Annotated in this window: 16 protein-coding genes, 1 pseudogene and 2 riboswitches; of the genes and pseudogenes, 8 read left to right on the top strand and 9 right to left on the bottom strand. The window is 68.2% G+C overall.

What is annotated here, in order from left to right:
* Nucleotides 1-76 precede the first annotated feature (76 nt).
* The 5 genes and pseudogenes from FFS49_RS31120 to FFS49_RS31140 all read right to left on the bottom strand — a co-directional run bounded on the left by FFS49_RS31120 (nucleotide 77) and on the right by FFS49_RS31140 (nucleotide 4,248).
* Complete coding sequence (locus FFS49_RS31120) at nucleotides 77-478, bottom strand: type II TA system antitoxin MqsA family protein (RefSeq protein ID WP_039357704.1); 402 nt, start codon at nucleotides 476-478, stop codon at nucleotides 77-79.
* A gap of 2 nt (nucleotides 479-480) precedes the next feature.
* Nucleotides 481-773: pseudogene (locus FFS49_RS31125) on the bottom strand (type II toxin-antitoxin system MqsR family toxin).
* A gap of 103 nt (nucleotides 774-876) precedes the next feature.
* Nucleotides 877-1,920, bottom strand: coding sequence for a succinylglutamate desuccinylase/aspartoacylase family protein (locus tag FFS49_RS31130; RefSeq protein WP_071332569.1), 1,044 nt, complete (start codon nucleotides 1,918-1,920; stop codon nucleotides 877-879).
* 251 nt (nucleotides 1,921-2,171) lie between these two features.
* Nucleotides 2,172-2,456 carry a hypothetical protein gene (locus tag FFS49_RS31135; protein ID WP_039357714.1) on the bottom strand — a complete coding sequence of 95 codons (285 nt, stop codon included), beginning with the start codon at nucleotides 2,454-2,456 and terminating at the stop codon, nucleotides 2,172-2,174.
* A 241-nt stretch (nucleotides 2,457-2,697) separates the two neighbouring features.
* On the bottom strand, nucleotides 2,698-4,248 hold the full coding sequence (locus tag FFS49_RS31140; protein ID WP_071332570.1) for a sensor domain-containing diguanylate cyclase: 1,551 nt from the start codon (nucleotides 4,246-4,248) through the stop codon (nucleotides 2,698-2,700).
* Between the two features lie 521 nt (nucleotides 4,249-4,769).
* On the opposite strand from FFS49_RS31140, the gene FFS49_RS31145 reads away from it, so the two are divergent.
* Genes FFS49_RS31145 through FFS49_RS31155 form a run of 3 tightly spaced genes read left to right on the top strand, consistent with a single transcriptional unit; the run spans nucleotide 4,770 to nucleotide 9,594 of the window.
* The gene (locus FFS49_RS31145; protein WP_105815211.1) at nucleotides 4,770-7,646 is read left to right on the top strand and encodes a molybdopterin cofactor-binding domain-containing protein; all 2,877 of its coding nucleotides are present in this window, start codon (nucleotides 4,770-4,772) and stop codon (nucleotides 7,644-7,646) included.
* The gene (locus FFS49_RS31150; protein ID WP_105815212.1) at nucleotides 7,643-8,338 is read left to right on the top strand and encodes a (2Fe-2S)-binding protein; all 696 of its coding nucleotides are present in this window, start codon (nucleotides 7,643-7,645) and stop codon (nucleotides 8,336-8,338) included. Before FFS49_RS31145 ends, FFS49_RS31150 begins: the two co-directional genes overlap by 4 nt.
* Nucleotides 8,335-9,594: a cytochrome c gene (locus FFS49_RS31155; RefSeq protein ID WP_105815213.1), complete on the top strand. Its 1,260-nt coding sequence runs from the start codon at nucleotides 8,335-8,337 to the stop codon at nucleotides 9,592-9,594. Before FFS49_RS31150 ends, FFS49_RS31155 begins: the two co-directional genes overlap by 4 nt.
* Nucleotides 9,595-9,682: 88 nt before the next feature.
* Here FFS49_RS31155 and FFS49_RS42170 read toward each other — a convergent pair whose 3' ends face one another.
* On the bottom strand, nucleotides 9,683-9,844 hold the full coding sequence (locus tag FFS49_RS42170; RefSeq protein ID WP_171026863.1) for a hypothetical protein: 162 nt from the start codon (nucleotides 9,842-9,844) through the stop codon (nucleotides 9,683-9,685).
* A gap of 269 nt (nucleotides 9,845-10,113) precedes the next feature.
* Here FFS49_RS42170 and FFS49_RS31160 point away from each other — a divergent pair, with 269 nt between their 5' ends.
* A complete protein-coding gene (locus FFS49_RS31160; protein WP_224755671.1) occupies nucleotides 10,114-10,518 on the top strand; it encodes a hypothetical protein in 405 nt (134 codons plus the stop codon).
* 131 nt (nucleotides 10,519-10,649) lie between these two features.
* Here the strand turns inward: FFS49_RS31160 and pal are convergent, their stop codons facing one another.
* From pal to FFS49_RS31180, 3 genes are all read right to left on the bottom strand, one after another.
* On the bottom strand, nucleotides 10,650-11,141 hold the full coding sequence (gene pal, locus FFS49_RS31165; RefSeq protein ID WP_039357728.1) for a peptidoglycan-associated lipoprotein Pal: 492 nt from the start codon (nucleotides 11,139-11,141) through the stop codon (nucleotides 10,650-10,652).
* Nucleotides 11,142-11,546: 405 nt separating this feature from the next.
* Nucleotides 11,547-12,758 carry a porin gene (locus FFS49_RS31175; RefSeq protein ID WP_071332575.1) on the bottom strand — a complete coding sequence of 404 codons (1,212 nt, stop codon included), beginning with the start codon at nucleotides 12,756-12,758 and terminating at the stop codon, nucleotides 11,547-11,549.
* A gap of 240 nt (nucleotides 12,759-12,998) precedes the next feature.
* The gene (locus FFS49_RS31180) at nucleotides 12,999-14,021 is read right to left on the bottom strand and encodes an ABC transporter substrate-binding protein (RefSeq protein ID WP_039357783.1); all 1,023 of its coding nucleotides are present in this window, start codon (nucleotides 14,019-14,021) and stop codon (nucleotides 12,999-13,001) included.
* A gap of 137 nt (nucleotides 14,022-14,158) precedes the next feature.
* Nucleotides 14,159-14,280: riboswitch (guanidine-I (ykkC/yxkD leader) on the bottom strand.
* 432 nt (nucleotides 14,281-14,712) lie between these two features.
* Nucleotides 14,713-14,846: riboswitch (guanidine-I (ykkC/yxkD leader) on the top strand.
* A 57-nt stretch (nucleotides 14,847-14,903) separates the two neighbouring features.
* Between FFS49_RS31180 and FFS49_RS31190 the strand changes: the two genes are divergently transcribed.
* The 4 genes from FFS49_RS31190 to atzF all read left to right on the top strand — a co-directional run bounded on the left by FFS49_RS31190 (nucleotide 14,904) and on the right by atzF (nucleotide 22,118).
* A complete protein-coding gene (locus FFS49_RS31190; protein ID WP_039357732.1) occupies nucleotides 14,904-15,659 on the top strand; it encodes an urea amidolyase associated protein UAAP1 in 756 nt (251 codons plus the stop codon).
* Between the two features lie 13 nt (nucleotides 15,660-15,672).
* Nucleotides 15,673-16,329 carry an urea amidolyase associated protein UAAP2 gene (locus tag FFS49_RS31195; RefSeq protein ID WP_105815216.1) on the top strand — a complete coding sequence of 219 codons (657 nt, stop codon included), beginning with the start codon at nucleotides 15,673-15,675 and terminating at the stop codon, nucleotides 16,327-16,329.
* Between the two features lie 282 nt (nucleotides 16,330-16,611).
* Nucleotides 16,612-20,205, top strand: coding sequence for an urea carboxylase (gene uca, locus FFS49_RS31200; RefSeq protein ID WP_105815217.1), 3,594 nt, complete (start codon nucleotides 16,612-16,614; stop codon nucleotides 20,203-20,205).
* Entirely contained in the window at nucleotides 20,202-22,118 is a 1,917-nt protein-coding gene (gene atzF / locus FFS49_RS31205; RefSeq protein WP_105815218.1) for an allophanate hydrolase, read from the top strand. Before uca ends, atzF begins: the two co-directional genes overlap by 4 nt.
* The last annotated feature ends 25 nt before the right edge of the window (nucleotides 22,119-22,143 follow it).

The following is a 22,143-nucleotide window of genomic DNA, read 5'->3' on the forward strand; positions in this document are numbered from 1 at the left end:
GGGGGAAGTGGGCGGGAAGAGCGTGCACGCGTGTAAGCCGGTTCCTGACGCATGCTCGACGGCGACAGGCGAGCGGCTATGCCGCTCGAACTTCGGCGAGCAGATCGGGGTGACGATCCAGGAGCTTCAGCAATTTCACGAGGGCAAGCGGCGGATTCGTCTTGCCCGTTTCGTAACGGGAGAATGCGTTGACTCCACCACCGAAGAGCTCGGCCGCCTCGCGCTGATCCAGCTTCAGCTTCTTGCGCACCTTCGCGATGTACTTCGGGTCGACGATGGTGGCGTTCACCTGCTTGTTGAATTCGGTGATCGCTTCGCCGAGACGGGTCGCCTCGTCGAGATCCAGCACCGATTCCCCGCAGGCCGGGCAGAAATCGCCGGTGATGTCGCGAACGACAGTCGACCGGCCCTTGTAGGTATAAGGGATGTCTCGCGTGTCGCGGACCAGCCTGGCGGCACCGCATGCAGGGCACTTCATGTTCATCGCTCCTTGAAAGACACGATCAGCACATCGTCGATCACCGTCAGTTTCAGGTACACGTCGCCACGCACCGTGAAAGATCGGTGTCCTGCCGGATCGTGTGGTCGGCGTACGTCGTCATGCTCTTGTGGAAGTCGAGATCGGTCAGCGACAGCACGACATCGAGCGCCTCCCGTTCCGTGAAACCCAATAGCCGGGCGCCGAGTACCGCGCTCGCGGTCAACCGGACCTGGCCGGTTTCGACGAGTGCCTTGACGCGAGGCAGCTTGCAATGAGGCGTTCTCTTTTCCATCTGCGATCATAACCAAGTAAGTTAATTTGTCAAGTTGGTTAATGGCGAACGCATGCCGTCCGCCATGACCGGCAGACAGCAGGGAAAGGAGAGAGGTCCGGATTTAGGCCGTCTGGCCGATGCTCGGCGGCGCCGACAACTCCGCCAGCTGGAACAGGCAATCGCCGCGCTGCACCTGCGCGGGCACGCGCTTGCACACCACTTCGCCGTCGCCCTTGAAGCGGTGCAGCACCGGTTCGCGCAGCGGCGTATCGGGGAAATGCACCCACGCGGCCGGCTGCCCGGCCTTCACCTGGTCGCCGAGTTCGACGAGCGGCTCGTACAGCCCGCGCTCGTACGCGTAGACGAAGTGGCGCTCGCCGTCGACCCGCATGAAGCGCGTGACGGTAGGCGGCGCATCGGGCACGAGCGCGCCGTGCAGCAGCCCGATATGGCCGAGGTAGTGCAGCAGTCCTTGGCGGCCCATCCGGATCAGCGACGGATCGGCCATGCCCGCGCCGCCGAGTTCGGTCACGATCGAGATCGCGCCCTGGCGGCGCGCGGCCGATGCCGAATGCACGGGATTCGGCGCGTGCAGCAGCGCATTGTCCAGCCCGAACGCGACCAGCAGCCCGTTGAGCTTCGCCGCTTCGTCGGCGTCGAGCGGATCGATCGCGAGCATGTTGCCGCCCTGGTACAGCAGCGAGCTGCCGCCCGAGTGCAGGTCGACCAGATACTCTGCGCGCGACAGCAGCGCGTGCTCGATATAGTGGGCGATCATCTGCGTCGGCGTGCCGGTCGGGTCGCCGGGGAAGCTGCGGTTCAGGTTGCCTCCGTCGAGCGGCGACACGCGCAGGCCTGCATCCGCCGCCGGGAAATTCGCCATCGGCAGCAGGATCAACTGCCCGCTGACCATCTCGGGCTCGATCTCGCGCATCAGTTGCGACACGATGATCTGGCCTTCGTACTCGTCGCCGTGATTGCCGGCCATCACGAGCGTGACCGGGCCGTCGCCGTTGCGGATCGACGCGATCGGGATCGGCAGCCAGCCGTACGCCGAGCGGTGCACGGAATGCGGCAGCCGCAGGTAGCCCGCGTGCTTGCCTGGCGCGTCGAGATCGATTTCGCAGTGGATGGGATTGCGGTGCGAGGAAGAAGAGGCGGTCATGGCGGCATCGTTCGGTGAACGGAATTCGCCATCTTATCGGGAAACGACGGCCGCGCGGCGCGCAGGGCGTGCGCAACGCCGAACGCCGTCAAGCGGCACGCGCATGGATGCGTACGGGCGCGTTGCAAAGCCGATACGCGAAACCCCGTGCGATGTTGCAGCGGTGAACGCATGGCGGCTCGCCGGCCGCATTCCGGCGCGATGTTTCGCGCCGGCCCCTTGTCGCGACAGGGCCGGCGCTCGCCACCGCCTTACCGGCCCGATGTTTCAGCTTCGAGACGGCCTTCTTCCCACAGTGCCCAGAAACGGCTGCCGGCGCGATACGGATTCTCGCGGCGCGCACCGTGATCGGCGATGCCCTGGCGAAACGCGCCGTACAGCGTGAGCGGCGGATTGTCGACGCATCGGGCTTCCCGCGCGGCCACAGGCACAGGCATGCGCCGTTCGGACACGAGCCGGCGGATCAGCGACGCGCCGTCGATCACATCCAGTTCGTCGATGGTTTCGCTGCGGCTGAGGACTTCGACGGTATTCATGTTGGGTCTCCCTGACACCTGTTTTCCTGACAGGGAGCAATAAGAGTGCCAGGTTCGAAAAGCCCGGCTTTGCCTCGATCGTGCAGGCTTCTGCAGCCAACGTGACGGGCGGCGAGCGGCGATGTTACGGAACACGTCACGTGACACGCGAACGCGCGACGACACATGCGGCGACGCAAAGCGTTTCGGAATTGAATCGTCGGAAGGAGCGGCGGCGGGGAAAACGGGCGGCGCAGCCGCGTCAGCTCGCGATGACGGGCGTGACCCGGCTGCTGCCGCTCGAATAGAAGCGATAGATTCCCTTGCCGGCCGACTTCGCTTCGTACAGCGCGCTGTCGGCCTGCCGGATCAGTTCGTCGGGGGAGCCGTGCCCGTCGTCGAGTGCGATGCCGATGCTGATCCCGAGGCTCACCGTCTCGCCGATCGACAGCGTGTACGGCGCCGAGATCTGCCGGATGATGCGCGCGGCGAGGAGCGAGCACGCGTGCATCGTCGTGTCGTCGATCGCGACCACGAACTCGTCCCCGCCGATGCGGGCCGCCAGCTCGCCGGACGGCAGCGTCTTGCCGAGCCGCACGGCGACCTGGGTGAGCACGTCGTCGCCGGCCTGGTGGCCGAACCGGTCGTTGATCGCCTTGAAGCCGTCGAGGTCGAGATACATCACGGCGAGCGCGGGGCCCGGCGCGCGCGGCCGGCGCGCGAGCATCCGCTTCAGCTCGGCATGCAGCTCGTGGCGATTCGGCAAGCCCGTCAGCGCATCGTGCCGCGCGAGATGCCGGATGTGCTGCTCGGTCTGGCGGCGCGCGGTCACATCCTCGACGATGATCACCGCGTTGCCGTCCGGCACGCGGTGGCGGGTCAGTTCGAGCTGGCGGCCGTCGGCGAGCACGACGTCGAGCGGCGCGGGTTCGTCGCAGGTCAGCCAGAGCTCGCACTGCGTGGCCAGAATGGCGCCGCCGGGATCGGTCGCGTCGTTCGCGCCGAGCGTCGCGACGACGGCAGGCAGCGGCGTATCGAGCATGATTTCGCGCGGCGAGCCGAACAGTTGCGCGGTGCGCCGGTTCGCGACGATCACGCGGCGCTCGCCGTCGATCATGCACAGTCCGTGCGGCATGTACGTGAGTGCGGCGTCGAAGCGCGCGACGAGTTCGGCGTTGCGCTGGCGCGCGGCGATCAGCGCGACGAGCACGCGATAGTGACGCTGGACGACCGTGCGCATCGCGGCGAGATAGATCGCGAGCGGCGGCAGCAGCAGCCACGCGCCCGACCGGTGGGCGAGCAGCGCACCGACGCCGATCGGCAGCACGCCAAGCGTGACCTGCATCATCGCGAGCCGCGGCAGCGCCGAATTGCGCGACGCGATTCCGCCGAACACGCCGCCCGCGACCATCACCGACAGCGTGCCGAGCTCCACGTCGACGGCCTGCACGCAGCCCATCACGCCGAGACCGAGCACGAAGCACGCGACGAGCGACACGGGCGCGTAGCGCATCGCCCAGTATTCGGCACGGTCGTCGCCGGCGTTGCGTTGAACGGTGTACGCACGCGCGATCGAGAGCCGCGCGATGAGCAGGCCGACGTCGGCGATCAGCCATGCGAGGCACCAGAGCTGCTGCAGCCGGATCAGCGCGACGGCCGCGACGAAGCCGCTCGCGAGCCCGGAGAGCGCCATCGGTCGGACGTCTTCGAACAGCGTAACGAGCATCGACGGGCGCAGCGCGGCCGTCACACGGTGGTTGCCGGAGGGAGGAGTGGCGAGAACGGAGTGCAGGAGAGATGCCCTGACTGCCATGGTTTTTGACCTCGACACGATGTCGCGTGATGTCGCGATGGCTGGCGGCGACCGCACGGCACATGGCGGAAGCCCGGCCACGCCGGATGCGCACGACATTACCATGAAACACGGGCGGCGCGGGGTGCCCGCGTGGATGCCCGGAGGGGCCCGCGGCGCCGCTCGCCGCGCCGGCCGCTCGTCGTCAATCACGCCCGCGAATGGCTTGCGCATTCGCCGGCGCCCGGGCAGCATCGTCGCGAACGGAATGCGGCTCGGGGGCCGGCGGAAGACCGGCCACCGAGCACAGAGCGGGCTCGGGCGACACGATCGAAACTGCTGCAGACGGGCACGCGACGCGGTCGAAGCGACACCCGCGACCGGCTGTCGCAGGCCGGCTGAATACCGTTATAAGAAATTCAATAAGTATTTCATGCGAGAAATACTATAGGCGATATATCAAAAACAATGCCAGAATGCGCGCCGCTCCGAACGTCGCGACACCCGATCGCCGTCCGAGCCGCATCAGGAGGTTCCCCCCAATGAAAAACCACGGCCTGTCACGGCGGGGTTTTCTGAAAGCCAGCGTGCTGGCGGGCGTCGCGGTGTATGTCGCGCCCCTGGGCAGCCGCGCATTCGCGGCGCTCTTCGAAGAAAAACTCCTCACCCCCGTCAAATGGGATAGCGTCACCGGCATCCCCCAATTCCGCATCGACGGCATCGCGAAGGTCACGGGCTCGAAAGTGTTCGCCCGTGACGTGCGCGCCGCCGACATGCCGCACTGGCCGCAGCAGCAGTCGCATGCGCTGATCCTGCGCGTCACGCAGGCCGACCGGATCTACGAGGGCTTCGACCTGTCGCTGCTCGGCGACGACCTGAAGCCGGACCGCGTGGTCACGGCCGACGATCTCGTGCGCGACGGCGTCGCGTTCCCGACGTTCTACGGCGACGACATGCTGCTGCCGGCCGGCAAGACGCCCGCGTATCTCGGCCATGCGGTCGCGATCCTCATCTATCACGACTTCGCGCGCTTTCGCTTCGCGAAGAACGCGCTCAAGTTCCGCGACGACGTGATCCGCTACGGCACGGTCACGGGCCCGCTCGAGCGCGATCCGTGGGGCACCTTCCGCTACGTGCGCGTGGGCGGCAAGACGGCCTATGACGACGACGTCTATTCGAGCCTGAAGGACGCGCCGATCTTCCCGAGCATGATGCGCAAGCACCTGCCGGTGTGGCCGGACGGCAAGGAGCACGGCAAGCTCGACGAGCAGGGCATGTTCCTCGCCGGGCAGATCGCGAGCGAGCTCGACCATCCGTCGGCCGACTGGCTCGTGTTCGACCGCGAGTACAACACGCAGTCGGTCGATACGTCCGCGCTCGAGCCGGACAACGCGAACTGCTGGTACGACGCCGCGACGCAGTCGCTGCACCTCGTCGTGCCGACCCAGTCGCCGCTCGAAGTGGCCGAGAGCGCGGCCGCGATGGTCGCGAAGTGCCGCTTCCCGGTGAAGAAGCTGTTCGTGCATCCGTGCTACACGGTCGGCTACGGCTCCAAGGATCACTTCAACGTGCCGTTCTACGGCCTTGTCTGCGCGCTGTACGCGGACGGCCGCCCGGTGCGTTTCGCGAACGACCGCTACGAGCAGTTCCAGACGTCGCTGAAGCGTCACGCGTTCAAGATGCACTACCGGATCGCGGTGGACCGCAACACGGGCCTGCTGCAGTCGTTCAAGGGCGACTTCGAGGCGAACGGCGGCGGGCGCTCGAACTTCTCGCCGTCGGTGGCGATGGTGGGGGCGACGGCCGCGCAATCGATCTATTACTTCCCGAAGAGCGACCTGGCCGCGGTCGCGATCGCGTCGCGCGCGATCGATGCCGGTTCCGCGCGCGGCTACGGCACGCTGCAGAGCATGGCGGCGACCGAGATGGCGGTCGACGAGATCGCCGCGCAACTGAACATCGACCCGATCGATTTCCGCCTGCGCAACGCGCTGCGTTCGGGGATGAAGAACACGCAGGGGGCGATTCCCGCCGGCGCGCTGCGCGTCGACGAGGTGCTCGAGCGCTCGAAGCAGCATCCCCTGTGGACGCGCCGCGCGGCGCGCAAGGCCGAATACGAGGCCGCGAACCCGGGCAAGCGCTACGGCGTCGGCTTCGCATGCGTGCAGAAGGACTTCGGCACGGGCGCGGAAGCGTCGTTCGCGAAGGTCGAATTCGACGAGAACGGCAAGGTGTCGCTGCAGCACACGGCGGCCGAGATCGGCACCGGGATGTCGACGTCGCAGGCGGTCGCGGTCGCGAAATGGCTGGGTCGTCCGGCAACGGAAGTGCGCGTGGCCGTGACCGAATGGCCGGACCTGCCGGTCGAGACCAGCGGCGATCCGTACATCATGTCGCAGGCCGACCAGGATCGCCTGAGCGCGAACCCGCGCTGGTCGCCGAGCTATGCGTCGCCGTCGAGCGCGACGAACTCCGCGTACTACTTCACGCACAGCACGCGCGAAGCCGCGCGCGCCGTGTTCCGCTACGGCCTGTGGCCGGCCGCGATGTCGATCTGGACGCGCGGCCTCGGCGGCGGCCAGGCCGCGCCGTACACGATCCGCATCGAGGACGCGCGCTGGGTCGACGGCAAGCTGACCGCCGACGGCCTCGAGCCGCTGAGCTTCGAACAGCTCGCGAAGCAGGCGCATGCGCTGGGCCTGCCGACCGGCGCCGTCGTGCACGTGTTCAACCGCTGGCAGTGGACCGACGCCGAGTTCGAAGTGGGCGGCACGGTCGAGCGTCTGCCGATCGACGGGCTGTCGCTGCGCGTCGGCGCGCCGAAGACGGGCGAGAACGGCCCGGTGCCCGGCACGGCTGCACCGGCCGGCGCCACCGCGATGCGGGGCACGCTGGCGCCGACCGCGAACGGCTACCGCGTGCTGGACCGCAAGCGCGTGTTCATCCCGCCGACGAGCCGCAACAACGCGGCCGTCACGTACTACACGGCAGTCGGCACGCTCGTCGAGCTGGCCGTGCACGAAGCGACCGGCAAGGTCGAGCTGCTCACGCACCATTCGATCATGGAGTGCGGCAACCAGATTTCGCCGCAGCTCGTGTCGGGGCAGTTGCAGGGCGGTCTCGCGATGGGTATCGGCCACGCGCTGCACGAGTATCTGCCGCTGTATGAAGACGGCCCTGGCAACGGCACGTGGAACTTCAACCGTTACCAGTTGCCGCGCGCGTCCGACGTCGCTGTCTGGACGCAGACGGGCGACGTGCTGCCGCCGCTGTCCGAGACCGATCCGCCGAAGGGCGTCGCCGAAGTGGTGATGATCCCCGTCGTCGGCGCGATCGTGAACGGCATCGCGCACGCAATCGGCCATCGTTTCACCGACCTGCCGGTGACCCCGCAAAAGATTCAGGAGGTGCTCGCATGACGACCGCCCAAACCGCGGCTTCGGCCGCGAGCGCCAGCGCCGCTGCGACCGGCGCTTCAGCACCGAGTGCGGCTTCGGCCGCACCGGCATCCGTTCCTTCCGCGCAGGCATCGGCGCCGGCCGTCGTCGAGCGTCCGCTCGTCCGGTTCCAGCAGAAGCCGCTGTCGGTGAACATCAACGGCAAGTCCGTCGGCCCGATGCAGGTGCCGGAAGGGCTGATGATGATCGAGTTCCTGCACGAGTACGCCGGCCTCACCGGTTCGCGGCTCGGCTGCGGGCAGGGCATCTGCCACGCGTGCGTCGTGATCGTCGACAAGCCGGACGGCACGAGCGAGGAAATGCGCACCTGCATCACCGGCGCGCACTTCTTCCACGGCCGTTCGATCCGCACGATCGAAGGCCACGCGAAGCGCAACGAAGCGGGCGAAGTGGTCGAGCTGTCGCCGATCCAGCAGAAGTTCCTCGAGCATTTCAGCTTCCAGTGCGGCTACTGCACGCCGGGCTTCGTCAACGCGGCCACCGTGCTGATCGAACGCCTGAAGCGCGAGCCGGTCGCGAAGGCCGATGTCGAACGCACGATCACCGAGGCGCTCGATGCGCACCTTTGCCGCTGCACGGGCTATGTCCGTTACTACGCAGCCGTGAAGGACGTGATTTTGACGACGCCGGGACTCGTGAAGGACTCCGCATGAAACGCACACTCGCTCATCGTGTCGCGCGGGCTGCGGGCCTGCCCGCGCTCGCGGCCGCCTGCGCGCTGCTGCTCGCCGCATGCGGCGGCCAGGACGCACCGGCCTCGAACGCGGCTTCCGGCGCGCCGGGTGCCGACCCGGTCGCGCGCGGCCGCTATCTCGTCAAGGCCGCCGACTGCGCGGCGTGCCACACCGCGAAGGACGGCGCGCCGTTCGCCGGCGGCGCGCCCCTCGAATCGCCGTTCGGCACGTTCTATGGCTCGAACATCACGCCCGACAAGGATCACGGGATCGGCAGCTGGAGCGCGGACGATTTCTACGCCGCGCTTCATGACGGGAAGGCGCCGGGCAAGCGCCTGTATCCGTCGATGCCGTACACGTCGTACCGTCAGCTCACGCGCGCCGATTCCGACGCGATGTACGCGTACCTGAAGACCGTCAAGCCGGTCGCGCAGGAAAACCGCGAGCACGAGCTGAAGTTCCCGTACAACCTGCGTTTCGGGATGGTCTTCTGGGACATGGTGTTCCTGAAGGACAGCCTGCCCGATGCGTCGACTGGACAATCCGCCGACTGGCAGCGCGGCCGCTATCTGGCGGGCGCGCTCGGCCACTGCGCGGAATGCCATACGCCGCGCGCGTTCACGGGCCAGCTCGATAGCGCGAAACCGTTCGCGGGCGCCGCGCTCGGCCGCGTGGCCGCGCCCGACATCACGCCGGCCGGCCTCGCCGCGCGCGGCTGGACGGGCGCCGACCTGCAGACGTTCTTCGGCGTCGGCATCGCGCCGCAAGGCTCGGCGTTCGGCGAAATGTACCCGGTCGTGCACTTGAGCACGCAGTATCTGACGAAGGACGACCTGCGCGGCCTGTCGACGTACCTGCTCGGCGATACGCCGCCCGCGCCGCAACCGGTGAAGCCGGTGTCGGCCGACGCCGCGCAACTGGCGGCCGGGCGCTCTGTTTATCTCGCGGTGTGCGCCGGTTGTCACGGCTTCAACGGCGAAGGCAAGCCGCACGTGGCGGTGCCGATGAACGGCAATTCGACGGTGCGTCAGGCCGACTCGCGCAACCTGCTGGTCGCGATGCTCGACGGCATCGACGAGCAGAAGTTCGCCGGTTTCGAAAACCTGCAGCGGATGCCGGGTTTCGCGAAAACGCTGACCGACGACGAACTCGCGCAGCTCGCGAACTACCTGCGTGCGACGTGGGGCGGCCAGCCCGCGAGCGTCACGCCGGCCGACGTGAAGGCGATGCGTTAAGTCGTGCCGCAGGGCGGGGCGTCGCGCGCGATCGAGCCGTTTCCGGTGCTCGCGCGCGACGCGTCGCCCGATTTTCTGCAGCGGTCCTTCAGTAGCCGCTGCCGCCACCGCCTCCGCTGCCTCCCGAGCCGCCGCCATACCGGCTCATGCCTGGTCCCTGCGCCGTGCCACTACCCGACGACATGCATCCCGCCGACAGCACGAGCACCAGCGCGGCGATCAGCGCCGCGGCCAACCTTGCCGATTTCATGTCCGCCTCCTTGCCGCGCGCGGGACGCTGGAAAGGCCGGTTCGCTCGAACCGTGCGTCTGCGCGCTGACGAAATACGAAACGTTTCGGGCGGGCGGTTTATTCCATGCTTTTTTGCGAATCGTCGAACGCGAAGGGGCAGACCGGAGGCATCTTGCCGTGCCTTGATACACTCCGGCAGCCGCCATTCCGATTCCGACTACAAAGAACATGAGTGCTACCGCAGAACCTCCGCCGTCGCGCCGGTCCCATCCCGTCATGTTCGGCTGCATGTCGTTTGCCGTCGGCGGCCCGCTGGTCGCATCGCTCGTCTGGCCGGCCGTGATGCTGACCGCGTGGTCGTTGATCGACGGTCCGTCGTGGGAGGGACTGAAGGTCAGCGCCGGCATGGTGCCACTGATCTTCTTCGCGTCTTTCCTGTTCGGCTATTTCGTGCCCGCGGCCGTGGCGGGCGGCATCATGGGTGCAATCGGCACGCGGATCCGGCGGCGCTGGTTCGTGCTGCTGGGGATGGTCGTCGGGGCAGGCGCGATGATCGGCTTCGTCGAACTCGTGGCCTACCTCCAGAAATCCGACAAGGTCGGCGACATCAACGCGATCGCCACGCTCGATGCGATCGTGACGTCGGCCGTGCTGTCGCACTGGCTTCATCGGCGGCTCGCACGCCGGCGTTGAACGCGGCGCGTCATCGGGCGCAGTGTCGTTGCTCGCGAGCATGCCGCGGGCGGAACCGTGCGGCCGCTTCAGCGGCCTGCGGGCTGCCATGCCGTTCAAGCGGATGCCGCCGCCGTCGCGGCGGCCCGCGATCAACGATAGACGAGATCGGCGCGGCGGTTCTGCGCCCACGAATCCTCGTCGTGGCCGAGCGCAACCGGCTTTTCCTTGCCGAGGCTGACCGCCTCGAGTTGCGAGGCTTGCACGCCGAGCGTTTCGAGCCCGCTCATCACGGCTTGCGAGCGGCGTTGACCGAGCGCGAGGTTGTATTCGGACGTGCCGCGTTCGTCGGTGTTGCCCTGGATCAGCACGTGCCGCGACGGATGGCTGCGCAGGTAGTCGGCGTGCGCCTGCAGCAGCGATTGGTATTCGGGCTTGACGGAGTACTGGTCGAAATCGAAGTAGACGCTGCGCTTCGCGAGCGGGCTGTTCGGATCATTGAGCTCGTCGGCCGTCACCGTGGCGACGGCTTCGCTCGAGGGTGTCGGCTCCGTGCCGGCATTCTCGGGCGTCTTCGCCGCATTGTGGCAGCCGGCCAGCAGCACGAAGGTTGCGAGGACCGCAAATCGGTTCGTTTTGCTCATCGTTCGTCTCCAGCGGTTGACTGCGTTGAACGCGTCGGGCGTGCGACCGGCACGCCCGTATCCGGCCGGAATGGCGCGAAAGGCCGGCACTTACGACGTGAATCATGTTCGTAAGCCGCTGGTGCGCCATATGAAAGAGTGTCGCGACCGGAACGCCAAATCGCGGCGTCGCTGGAGACAGATTAGGAAAAATGTCACAGCGTGACCAGTTTCTCCGCATTTTTTTGCGCCGATGCGACAGACCGGGGCGCATTTTTGTCGTCGCGCGGGGCGACGCCACAGCGAAAAGGCCGCGCGCGGGCGCGGCCATTCCGGCTCGGGGCATGACGATCGAGCGGGGCTGGAAATGCCTGCCCGACACGGTCGGCGCAACAGCTTTGCGCTGCACCGCTCCGCTTTGCATCGTCAGAACTTGTGTCGCAGCCCCAGCGCGACGACGACCTGGTTGCTGTTCGCCGATGGCGTCAGCGTCCAGACGGTCGCGTTGAACGCGGGATTGCCGTTGCCGCCGCTCACGCTCTGGTAGACGCCTTCGAGGTACGCATCGGTGCGCTTCGACAGCGCATAGTCGGCTTGCGCCACGACCTGGTTCCATTTCGGGCGCGTTTGCCCGGTGCGCGTGTCGAAGCGGCCCATCGTGTACGTGTAGGCGGCCGCGAGGCTCAACGCACGCGTGACGGCGTAGCGCCCGTCGATCGTGAAGTTGTCGAACACCAGCGATTCACCCTTCAGCGGCGCGATGCCGCCGCCCTGGAGCACGCCGGTCACGCCGTCGGTGGTCGAGTGCGACCACGCGGCGCCGACCGAATGCGGCCCGAATGCATAGCGGCCGGCCGCGGCCCAGATCTGCTGGTTGCCGCCGGTGATCGTCGCCGAGCCGTCGACCGTGCTGAGCGCGCCATTCGGGTTCGGCGCATTGCGGTCACGGCTGATCTTCAGGTAACCGGCGCCGAGCTTCAGCGGCCCGTTCGCATACGACACGCCCGCGCTCCACGCCGCGTTGTTGGCGAACTGGCCGGCCGTGTTCGAGAACCCGACCATCGCGCCGAACGTCAGCCCGCGGTATGTCGGGCTCGTGTACTTCACCGCGTGGTTGATGCGAAGGTTGCGGTTCGAATCGTCGTTGTCGTACGGATGCACCGCGAGGTTGCCGCCCCAGCCGGGGCCGGACGCGCCGAGCGGCGTCACGAAATCGAGGATCAGGTCGTACTGGCGGCCGAACGTGAGCGTGCCGGCCGTCTTCGAGCTCAGGCCGATCCATGCCTGGCGGCCGAACAGGTCGACGCCTTTCTGCGACAGTGCGCCGGTGGTGCCCGAGAAGCCGTTCTCGAGCGTGAAGACCGCCGCGGTCCCGCCGCCCAGATCCTCGCGGCCGCGCAGCCCCCAGCGCGACGCGTTCAGTGCGCCGCTCGTCATCGCGACGGTGCCGCTGCCCGGCGAGCCGGCGCCGTGCGTGCGCTGGTTGGTCGCGTAGGTGATCGACGTGTCGATCAGCCCGTACAGCGTGACGCTGCTCTGTGCGTGGACACCGCCCGACGCGAAGGCGGTCAGGCAGGTGGCAATGGCGGTCCCCGCGAGTCGCGTGCCGGCGTGCTGGTTCATCTTGTAGGAATGCATAGGAGTTTTTATCGTTTTCCGGCCCGGTGGCCGGCGGATCGAGCGGCCATTATTGGAGATCGTGTGGCAGTCGATTAAGGCGCTGCACAGGAAAGGTCCTCTGCGAAATCGCGTGGAATCGCGTGGAGTCGCGGCGAGGTGGGGGCGGGAAGACGGTCAGGCGGCGGGTGCGTATTGACGCAGCCGCGGTGTGGGGGAAGTGCGCGCGGGGCCGGCGCGCGAAGCCCGGCCCCGCGTCCGTCAATGCGGCATCACCAGGCGCGGATCGATATACGCGTCGATGTCCTGCGACTGCTTGTACACGCCGTTGCGCACGTTGAACGCATTCGCGTTGCGCGTCGAGCCGTAGATCGAATCGAGTCCGTCGCCCTTGCGGAACGCGCGCTTCGCGGCGGCTTCGTCGAGCAGGTGCGTGCCCTTCAGCAGCGGGAGGTACTGCTCCGGCGCAAGCCCGACGCGTGCGGACATGATCTTGACCGCGTCACCCTGCGTTTTCGGATCGTTGATGTAGGCGACGCAGCGGTACCAGACCTTGATCACCTTGGCCCAGTCGGCGCGGCGCGCGGCAAGGCTCGCCGGCGCGACCGTGATCGCGTCGTAGATCAGCCCCGGCGCATCCGCCGACGTGAAGATCGCGCGTGCGCCCGGTGCGCGCTTCAACGCCTCGCCCGCGTTCGGCTGCCAGGCGGCCACCGCGGCGATGTCCGACGACGAGCCGAGCACCTGCGGCAGCTCGTTGGTTTTCGCGTTCACGAGCGTCACGTCGCCGTCCTTCAGCCCGTGCTTCTGCAGCGCGGTTTCGAGCAGCAGGTGGTCGACGAGGCCGAGTTCGACGCCGACCTTCTTGCCCTTCAGCGCCTCGACGGTGCGCAGCGGCGGCTTGGCGACGATCATGTCGTTGCCGGCGGAATAGTCGGTGAGCAGGACCATCACGTTCTTCGCGCCGGCCGAGCCCGTGACGAGCGCGTCGCCATTCGTCGCCGCGACCGCGTCGAGCTTGCCCGCGGAGAACGCGTCGAGCGATGCCGAGTAATCGAACCATTCGAAATCGACGTCGACACCGGCTTCCTTGAACCATCCCTTGTCGAGTGCGACCTGGAACGCGACCCAGCCGGGCCAGTCGCTGTAGCCGATCTTGAGCGGTGCTGCCGCGTGCGCGGCGGGTGTCATGAGTAGCGCGGCGGCCGTCACGGCGGCCCCCCATGCGTGACGGACGGAACGGCGGGACAGCAGGCGGCCAGGCGCCAGGGCGGGGCGGGTCATCGTTTTCTCCAGGAGACCGGGATCGGGATCGTCGATACGGACCGTGCTCGTGCGCGGTCCGGCCGCGTGGCCGGTTCCTGCGGATGCGGAACGAATGAAGCGGCCACGGAGAGGCGCGACGGCCGTTGCCATCGCCAATCTCCCGGGCTTTTGTCCCGCCGTGTAGCGCGTGTGCGTCCGGTCTCGCGATCGGACGAACCCGCACCGGGCTGCTCTCGGACCAGACGTTCGATGAACCGGAACCCTAGCACCCCTAAGATGCGACGCCGCCGCACCTCTCGGCGTCATGCCGAGCGAGAAGCGTGCCAACGGCGCGCGGCGGGGCGGCTCAGTGGCGCCGCGACCTGCGCTGCAGTTCGATGAAGCGGGCGGAGAAGAGCGCGCTCAGCGCGCGCCGGAGCAGGTCGAGCTTGTTCATGAGGTGTCGCATATCGAGTGAAGGTGCATGCATCGAGCAATGCCCATGCCATTGCCGATCGTGTCGTACAGGCAGGCGCGGCGCGCACTGCACCGGTGCGGGCGCGCGTTCGCATGGTGCGCGGCACGCCCGCCGTGAGGGCAGCCATCCGCATCCGGTGCGGTGTCCGTCAGTGCGCGCTTGCCGGAAAGCCGCGTGGCGCGGCGATTCCTCACACGCTGGCACGCAACTCGCTTATTCAGTGCCCGAGAGGTGCGAAGCAATTTGCATCATCTTCAGGATCGCTAGGGTTCCGGTCGTGCGGCGTTCGCGCCGTGCGATGGCTGGTCCGAGAGCAATCCGGTCTTGTCTTCTCCTCGCTTCGAGGAAACGGCGAGGCTCCACGGAGGGATAAAAGCCCGGGAGGTCGCGATGTCGTTCGGTCGCCCTCTCATGCCTTTTGTCCAATCGACCCCGGAGCCGCCATGTCGCCGAGCCCCCAAGCCGTCCTTGCCCCGCCGCCACACGTCGTGTGGGAAACGCTCATTCCCGCCGGAACCCACTGGTCCGGCATCCTGCGCCGCGGCCTCGCGCTGCGCGTCGTCGATGTCGACGGCGGCGCGAACCTGTCCGCCGTGTTTCATCGCCAGGAAGACCCGCTCGAACGCTACAACATGGCCGACACGCTGAAGGCACAGCACACCGCGCATCTCACGCGCGGCCATGCGCTGTACACCGACATGGGGCGCGTGATCGCATCGATCACGGCCGACACGCTCGGCTGGCACGACCCGCTCGGCGGCGTCGGCGACGCGCGGCTGTTCGCGCACAAGTACGGCACGACGTCGTACCAGGCCGATCGCAACGCGATGATCCGCAACGGCCGGGACAGCCTCGTGCTCGAACTCGCGAAATACGGGCTGTCGGCGCGCGACCTGGTCGCGAACGTCAATTTCTTCAGCAAGCTCGACACGCGCGACGACGGCGCGCTCGATTTCGTCGCCGGACATTCGCCGGCCGGCAGTGCCCTCGACCTGCGTTTCGAGATGAACACGCTGGCAGCGTTCTCGACCGCGCCGCATCCGCTCGATCCGCACCCGGACTACGCGCCGAAGGCCGTGAAGCTGATCGCGTACCGCGCGTATCCGGCGGACGGTGCCGCGCCGGAAGACGATCCGTGCCGCCGCGCGTGCGCCGAGAACGTGCGCGGCTTCGCCAATACCGATCGCCTGTTTGCGTAAGGAGAGCCGAGCCATGCCGATCATCGAAAGCCGTCTCGACCCGCGCGATGCCATTCACGACACCACGCTGAATGCGGGGGAACCGTGGCTGCACGACCTGAAGCGCGGGCAGGTCTTCCGCATCCTCGACCTCGAAGGCAACCAGGCCGTCGACACGCTGTTCTACCGGTCCGACGACCCCGAGGAGCGCTACAGCGCGCAGGACACCATCCGCGCGCAGCGCAACCTGTACCTGAGCGCGGGCAGCGTGCTGCTGTCGAGCCGGGGCAACCCGATGGTGACGCTCGTCGCCGATACCTGCGGCCGTCACGACACGCTCGGCGGCGCGTGCGCGGCCGAGAGCAACACCGTGCGCTATGCGCTCGACAAGCGGCACATGCACAACTGCCGCGACAGCTTCCTCAACGCCATCACGCATTGCACGTGCGGCGCGGGTGCGCGGCTCACCAAGCGCGACCTGGTCGGCAACGTCAACTTCTTCATGAACGTGCCCGTCACGCCGCTCGGCGGGCTGACCTTCGAGGACGGCATTTCCGCACCGGGCAAGTATGTCGAGATGCGCGCGGAGATGGACGTCACGGTGCTGATCTCGAACTGCCCGCAGCTCAACAATCCGTGCAACGGGTACAACCCGACGCCGGTGCGCCTCACGATCTGGGAGTCGGAATGAACGACCGCCACGCTCACTTGCTTTGCATGGGGCCGGAGTACGCGCTGAAGCGCTACTCCGGACCGACATGTTCGCTGCCCCCCAAGGGGGCGGTTGGCGTCCACGGCCGGCTTTGCAAAGCCGGCCGGCTGCGCGGGCGCGGAGCGATGCTCCGCGAATTCCCCGCTACGCCCCTTGGGGCGGCCCGGCGGGAGGCGGAATGAACGACCCCCACGCTCACTATTGTTCGCTGCCCCCCAAGGGGGCGGTTGCCTCCCTTGGGGCGGCCCGGCGGGAGGCAACATGAAATTCACGAAAGTCCTCGTCGCGAACCGCGGCGAAATCGCGTGCCGCGTGATCCGCACGCTGAAGCGGCTCGGGATCGCGTCGGTCGCGATCTACTCCGACGCCGACCGTGATGCGCGCCACGTGGCGCTCGCCGACGAAGCCGTGCGGGTCGGCCCCGCGCCGGCGGCGGACAGCTACCTGAACGTCGCGGCGATCCTCGCCGCCGCAAGCGAGACGGGCGCGCAAGCCGTGCATCCCGGCTACGGGTTCCTGTCCGAGCACGCGGGATTCGCCGACGCATGCGAAGCGGCGGGCCTGCGCTTCATCGGGCCGCGCGGCGACCAGATGCGCGCGTTCGGGCTCAAGCACACCGCGCGCGAACTCGCCGCGGCACAGGGCGTCGCGCTGCTGCCCGGTACGGGCCTGCTCGACGATGCACGGACGGCGCTCGCCGAAGCCGACGCGATCGGCTACCCGGTGATGCTGAAAAGCACCGCCGGCGGCGGCGGGATCGGCATGTCCCTGTGCCGCGATGCCGCGCAGCTCGAAGCGGCGTTCGATTCCGTCGTGCGGCTCGGCGCCGCGAACTTCGCGCATGCGGGCGTGTATCTCGAGAAATTCGTCGAGCACGCGCGGCACATCGAAGTGCAGATCTTCGGCGACGGCCGCGGCGATGCAATCGCACTCGGCGAACGCGATTGCTCGGTGCAGCGCCGCAACCAGAAAGTGATCGAGGAAACGCCTGCACCGGGCATGACCGACGAAGAGCGCGCCGCGTTGCACGCGAGCGCGGTGCGGCTTGCCCGAGCGGTCGGCTATGCGTCGGCCGGCACGGTCGAATTCGTGTTCGACGCGCATACGCGCCAGTTCTATTTCCTCGAGGTGAACACGCGGCTGCAGGTCGAGCATTGCGTGACCGAGGAAGTGACGGGCATCGATCTCGTGGAATGGATGATCCTGCAGGCGGAGGGCGACCTGCCGCCGCTCGGCACGCTCGCCGTTGCGCCGCGCGGCGCGAGCATCCAGGTGCGGCTCTATGCGGAGGATCCGCACAAGCAGTTCCTGCCGAGCGCGGGGCTGCTGACGCACGTCGCGTTTCCGGACGACGTGCGCGTCGACGGATGGATCGAGGCGGGCACCGAGATCAGCGCGTACTACGATCCGCTGCTCGCGAAGCTGATCGTGCATGGCGAGACGCGCCGCGACGCACTGGCCGCGCTGCAGCGCGCACTGGCGCGCACGGAACTGTACGGCATCGAAACCAATCTCGACTATCTGCGCGCGATTGCCGGTTCGGACACGTTCGCGCGCGGCGCAGCGACCACCGCCTTCCTGTCGCGCTTCGCGTTCGCGCCGCACACGATCGACGTGCTCGACGGCGGCGTGCAGACCACCGTGCAGCAGGCGCCCGGGCGTGTCGGCTACTGGAACGTCGGCGTGCCGCCGTCCGGGCCGATGGACGATCGCGCGTTCGCGCTCGCGAACGCGCTGCTCGGCAATGCGCGCGACGCGGCCGGGCTGGAATTCACGATGGTCGGCGCGACGCTGCGCTTCAACGCCGAGACACTCTTCGTGCTCGGCGGCGCGCCGCTCGCGGCATCGCTCGATGGCGAACCCGCCTCGTTCTGGCAGGTGCTGCGTGCGCGGCCAGGCGCGGTGCTGAAGCTGGGCGGCGTGACGGGTGCCGGCGTGCGCGCCTGCCTGGCCGTGAAAGGCGGGCTGCAAGTGCCCGACTATCTCGGCAGCAAGGCAACCTTCACGCTCGGCCAGTTCGGCGGCCATGCGGGGCGTGCGCTGCGCAAGGGCGACGTGCTGCATCTGGACGAGGAAGCCGGGCGCGGCGACGCGGGCGCCACGCTGGCCGCGGCGGAGATCCCCGCGCTGACGCACGCGTGGACGCTCGGCGTGCTCGACGGCCCGCACGGCGCGCCGGATTTCTTCACGCCGGACGACATCGCGATGCTGTACGGCACGCAGTGGACGGTCCATTACAACTCGAGCCGGACCGGCATCCGGCTGATCGGCCCGAAGCCGCAGTGGGCACGCGCGGACGGCGGCGAAGCCGGCCTGCATCCGTCGAACATCCACGACAACGCGTATGCGATCGGCGCGGTCGATTTCACCGGGGACATGCCGGTGATCCTGGGCCCGGACGGCCCGAGCCTCGGCGGCTTCGTGTGTCCGGTGACGGTCGTGCATGACGAATTGTGGAAGCTCGGGCAACTGCGGCCGGGCGATACGGTGCAGTTCGTCCGCGCCCGTGTGTCGACCACGCTCTCCGCCGACACGCTGGTTGCGCGTCCGGCACCCGCCGGCACGGCGGACGAATGCGTGCTGCATCGCGACCCGTCGGCCGGCGGCGGCATCGGCGTCGTCTACCGGCGCTCGGGCGACCGCAACGTGCTGGTGGAATACGGGCCGCTCGTGCTCGACCTGAACCTGCGTTTTCGCGTGCATGCGCTGATGTGCTGGCTCGACGCGCACCGTCTGCCCGGCATGCTCGACCTGACGCCGGGCATCCGTTCGCTGCAGGTGCAGTTCGACGCGCGGATCCTGCCGCTCGACACGCTGATCGCGCATCTGCAGGCGGCCGAACGCGCGTTGCCGGCGGTTGCCGACATGCGCGTGCCGAACCGCATCGTGCATCTGCCGCTGTCGTGGGACGATCCGTCGACGCGTGTCGCGATCGAGCGCTACATGCAGTCGGTGCGGCCCGATGCGCCGTGGTGCCCGAGCAATATCGAGTTCATTCGGCGGATCAACGGCCTGGCCAGCATCGACGACGTGAAGCGCATCGTGTTCGACGCGCGTTATCTCGTGATGGGGCTCGGCGACGTGTACCTCGGTGCGCCGGTCGCGACGCCGATCGATCCGCGCCACCGGCTCGTCACCACGAAGTACAACCCCGCGCGCACCTGGACGCCGGAGAACGCGGTCGGCATCGGCGGCGCGTATCTGTGCGTGTACGGGATGGAAGGGCCGGGCGGCTACCAGTTCGTCGGTCGGACCGTGCAGATGTGGAACCGCCATCGCACCACGCGCGAGTTCGAAGCCGGCAAGCCGTGGCTGCTGCGCTTCTTCGACGAGATTCGCTTCTACGAAGTCAGCGAGGCCGAGCTGGCGGAACTGCGCGCGGATTTCATCGCGGGGCGCGCCGGTCTGAAGATCGAGGAATCGGTATTCGATCTCGGCGCGTACAACCGCTTCCTGCGCGACGAGGCGGATTCGATCGCCGCGTTCAAGGCATCGCAGCAAACGGCGTTCGAAGCGGAGCGCGAACGGTGGCGGGTGGCCGGCCATGCCGAATACGTCGGCGACGCGGCGCAGGGCGAGGCGGACGCCGCGCGGGAAGCGGGCGCGCTTGCCGACACGCAGCGCGCGATCGCCGCGGACGTGTCGGGCAGCGTGTGGAAGGTGCTGGTCGAAGCGGGTGAGCGCGTGACCGAAGGGCAGGTCGTCGCGATCGTCGAGTCGATGAAGATGGAGGTTGCGGTGACGGCGACGGAAGACGGCACGATCGAGACGATCGATTGCGCGCCGGGCGCGGCGGTCGTGGCCGGCCAGCGGCTGATGGTGATGAAGGCGGGCGCCGCCGAGGAGGTTGCATGAGCACGACGGAACGTTCGATTTTGCCCGGCATCCGTTCGATCGCCGCGCTGCGGGCGCGCTATGCGAAAGGCGACCTGACGCCGCACGCGCTCGTCGACGAGATTGCCGCGCATTTTGCCGCGGGCGATCCGCATCATGCGTGGATCCGGCCGCTGACGCATGGCGAGATGACGGCCTATGCCGACGCGCTGGCCGGGCGCGACCTCGCGTCATTGCCGCTCTATGGCGTGCCGTTCGCGATCAAGGACAACATCGACCTCGCCGGCATCCCGACCACGGCAGCCTGCCCGGCCTATGCGTATACGCCGGCGCGCAGTGCGCCCGTCGTCGAGCGGCTGATCGCGGCCGGCGCGATTCCGATCGGCAAGACCAACCTGGACCAGTTCGCGACCGGCTTGTCGGGCCAGCGCTCGCCTTATGGCGCATGCCGCAATGCGCTCGATCCGCGCTATGCATCGGGCGGCTCGAGCTCCGGATCGGCGGTGGCCGTCGCGCTCGGCGTCGCGTCGTTCTCGCTGGGTACCGACACGGCGGGCTCCGGGCGCGTGCCGGCCGCGTTTCACGGGCTCGTCGGGCTCAAGCCGACCAAGGGCGTGCTCAGTACGCTCGGCGTCGTGCCGGCCTGCCGGTCGCTCGATTGCGTATCGGTGTTCGCGCCCTCGGCGGCTGACGCGCGAACGGTGTTCGCCGCCGCGCACGGCGTGACCGATGGCGATCCGTACGGACGCGCGTGGCAGCCGCTGCTGGGCGCGGACGGGCTTCGCGCGCAACCGGCGCGACCGCTCGGGCAGTTGCGCTTCGCCACGCCGCGTGCCGATCAGCTGCAATTCTTCGGCGACGAATCGTATGGCGCGGCATGGCGCGCCGCGCTCGAGCGCCTGCGTGCGACCGGGGCGAGGATCGTCGAGATCGATTTCAGCGCGTTCCTCGCTGCCGCGCGGCTGCTTTACGAAGGCCCGTGGGTCGCCGAACGGCTCGCCGCGATCGGCGCCTTCGCCGCGCGGGAACCCGACGCGCTGCATCCGGTGATCCGCGAAATCGTCGGCGGTGCGGCGCGCTTCAGCGCGGCCGATGCGTTCGCCGCGTTCGATACGCTCGCGACGCTGCGCGTCGAGGCCGGCCGTGCATGGAACGGACTGGACGCGATCGTCATGCCGACTTCGGCGACGACGGCGACCATCGACGCACTCGAAGGCGACCCGATCGGCGTCAATTCGCGTTTTGGTTACTACACGAACTTCGTCAACCTGCTCGACCTGTCGGCGATCGCGGTGCCCGCCGGCATTTGCGAAACCGGGCGGCATGCCGGGTTGCCGTTCGGCATCACGTTCGTCGGGCGTGCACACGACGACGCGCGGCTGCTCGATCTTGCGCAGGCGTGGGCCGACGCGGAGGAACGAGGCAGCGGCGAGGGTGGCGGTCTGCCGACGGACGTCGCAGGCGACACGGGTGCAACAACAGCACCGGTGCCCGGCGCGTCATCCGGCGTCGTGCGCATGGCGGTCGTCGGCGCGCATCTGCGAGGTGAGCCGCTCAACTGGCAGCTCACGCAGCGAGGCGGACGTTTCGTCGCCGCGACGACGACAGCGCCCGCCTATCGTCTCTACGCGCTATCCGCGGCGGCATCCGGCGGCGTCGCCAAGCCGGGCCTCGTGCGCGTGCCGGACGGCGGCGCGTCGATCGCGGTCGAAATCTGGGAGATGCCCGTGGACGCTTACGGCAGCTTCGTCGCCGGCATTGCCGACCCGCTCGGCATCGGCACGCTGACGCTCGAGGACGGCGCCCGGGTGCAGGGTTTCCTGTGCGAGAGCACGGCGCTGGACGGCGCGCAGGACATCACGCACTTCGGCGGCTGGCGTGCCTACCGCGCGAGCGCCGCGACCGGCACGAGCGGCGCACGCGCATTGCAATGAACGCCCGGTCGCGCGGTGCCCCGGC

It is taken from the genome of Burkholderia sp. 4NA327C6, assembly GCF_005502655.1.
GTDB classification, from domain to species: Bacteria; Pseudomonadota; Gammaproteobacteria; order Burkholderiales; family Burkholderiaceae; genus Burkholderia; species Burkholderia contaminans.

What these genes read in the sequence shown, in the direction of transcription:
- FFS49_RS31120 (WP_039357704.1), bottom strand. Translation starts at nt 478, where the DNA reads ATGAAGTGCCCTGCATGCGGTGCCGCCAGGCTGGTCCGCGACACGCGA.
- FFS49_RS31130 (WP_071332569.1), bottom strand. Translation starts at nt 1,920, where the DNA reads ATGACCGCCTCTTCTTCCTCGCACCGCAATCCCATCCACTGCGAAATC.
- FFS49_RS31135 (WP_039357714.1), bottom strand. Translation starts at nt 2,456, where the DNA reads ATGAATACCGTCGAAGTCCTCAGCCGCAGCGAAACCATCGACGAACTG.
- FFS49_RS31140 (WP_071332570.1), bottom strand. Translation starts at nt 4,248, where the DNA reads ATGGCAGTCAGGGCATCTCTCCTGCACTCCGTTCTCGCCACTCCTCCC.
- FFS49_RS31145 (WP_105815211.1), top strand. Translation starts at nt 4,770, where the DNA reads ATGAAAAACCACGGCCTGTCACGGCGGGGTTTTCTGAAAGCCAGCGTG.
- FFS49_RS31150 (WP_105815212.1), top strand. Translation starts at nt 7,643, where the DNA reads ATGACGACCGCCCAAACCGCGGCTTCGGCCGCGAGCGCCAGCGCCGCT.
- FFS49_RS31155 (WP_105815213.1), top strand. Translation starts at nt 8,335, where the DNA reads ATGAAACGCACACTCGCTCATCGTGTCGCGCGGGCTGCGGGCCTGCCC.
- FFS49_RS42170 (WP_171026863.1), bottom strand. Translation starts at nt 9,844, where the DNA reads ATGAAATCGGCAAGGTTGGCCGCGGCGCTGATCGCCGCGCTGGTGCTC.
- FFS49_RS31160 (WP_224755671.1), top strand. Translation starts at nt 10,114, where the DNA reads ATGTCGTTTGCCGTCGGCGGCCCGCTGGTCGCATCGCTCGTCTGGCCG.
- pal (WP_039357728.1), bottom strand. Translation starts at nt 11,141, where the DNA reads ATGAGCAAAACGAACCGATTTGCGGTCCTCGCAACCTTCGTGCTGCTG.
- FFS49_RS31175 (WP_071332575.1), bottom strand. Translation starts at nt 12,758, where the DNA reads ATGCATTCCTACAAGATGAACCAGCACGCCGGCACGCGACTCGCGGGG.
- FFS49_RS31180 (WP_039357783.1), bottom strand. Translation starts at nt 14,021, where the DNA reads ATGACCCGCCCCGCCCTGGCGCCTGGCCGCCTGCTGTCCCGCCGTTCC.
- FFS49_RS31190 (WP_039357732.1), top strand. Translation starts at nt 14,904, where the DNA reads ATGTCGCCGAGCCCCCAAGCCGTCCTTGCCCCGCCGCCACACGTCGTG.
- FFS49_RS31195 (WP_105815216.1), top strand. Translation starts at nt 15,673, where the DNA reads ATGCCGATCATCGAAAGCCGTCTCGACCCGCGCGATGCCATTCACGAC.
- uca (WP_105815217.1), top strand. Translation starts at nt 16,612, where the DNA reads ATGAAATTCACGAAAGTCCTCGTCGCGAACCGCGGCGAAATCGCGTGC.
- atzF (WP_105815218.1), top strand. Translation starts at nt 20,202, where the DNA reads ATGAGCACGACGGAACGTTCGATTTTGCCCGGCATCCGTTCGATCGCC.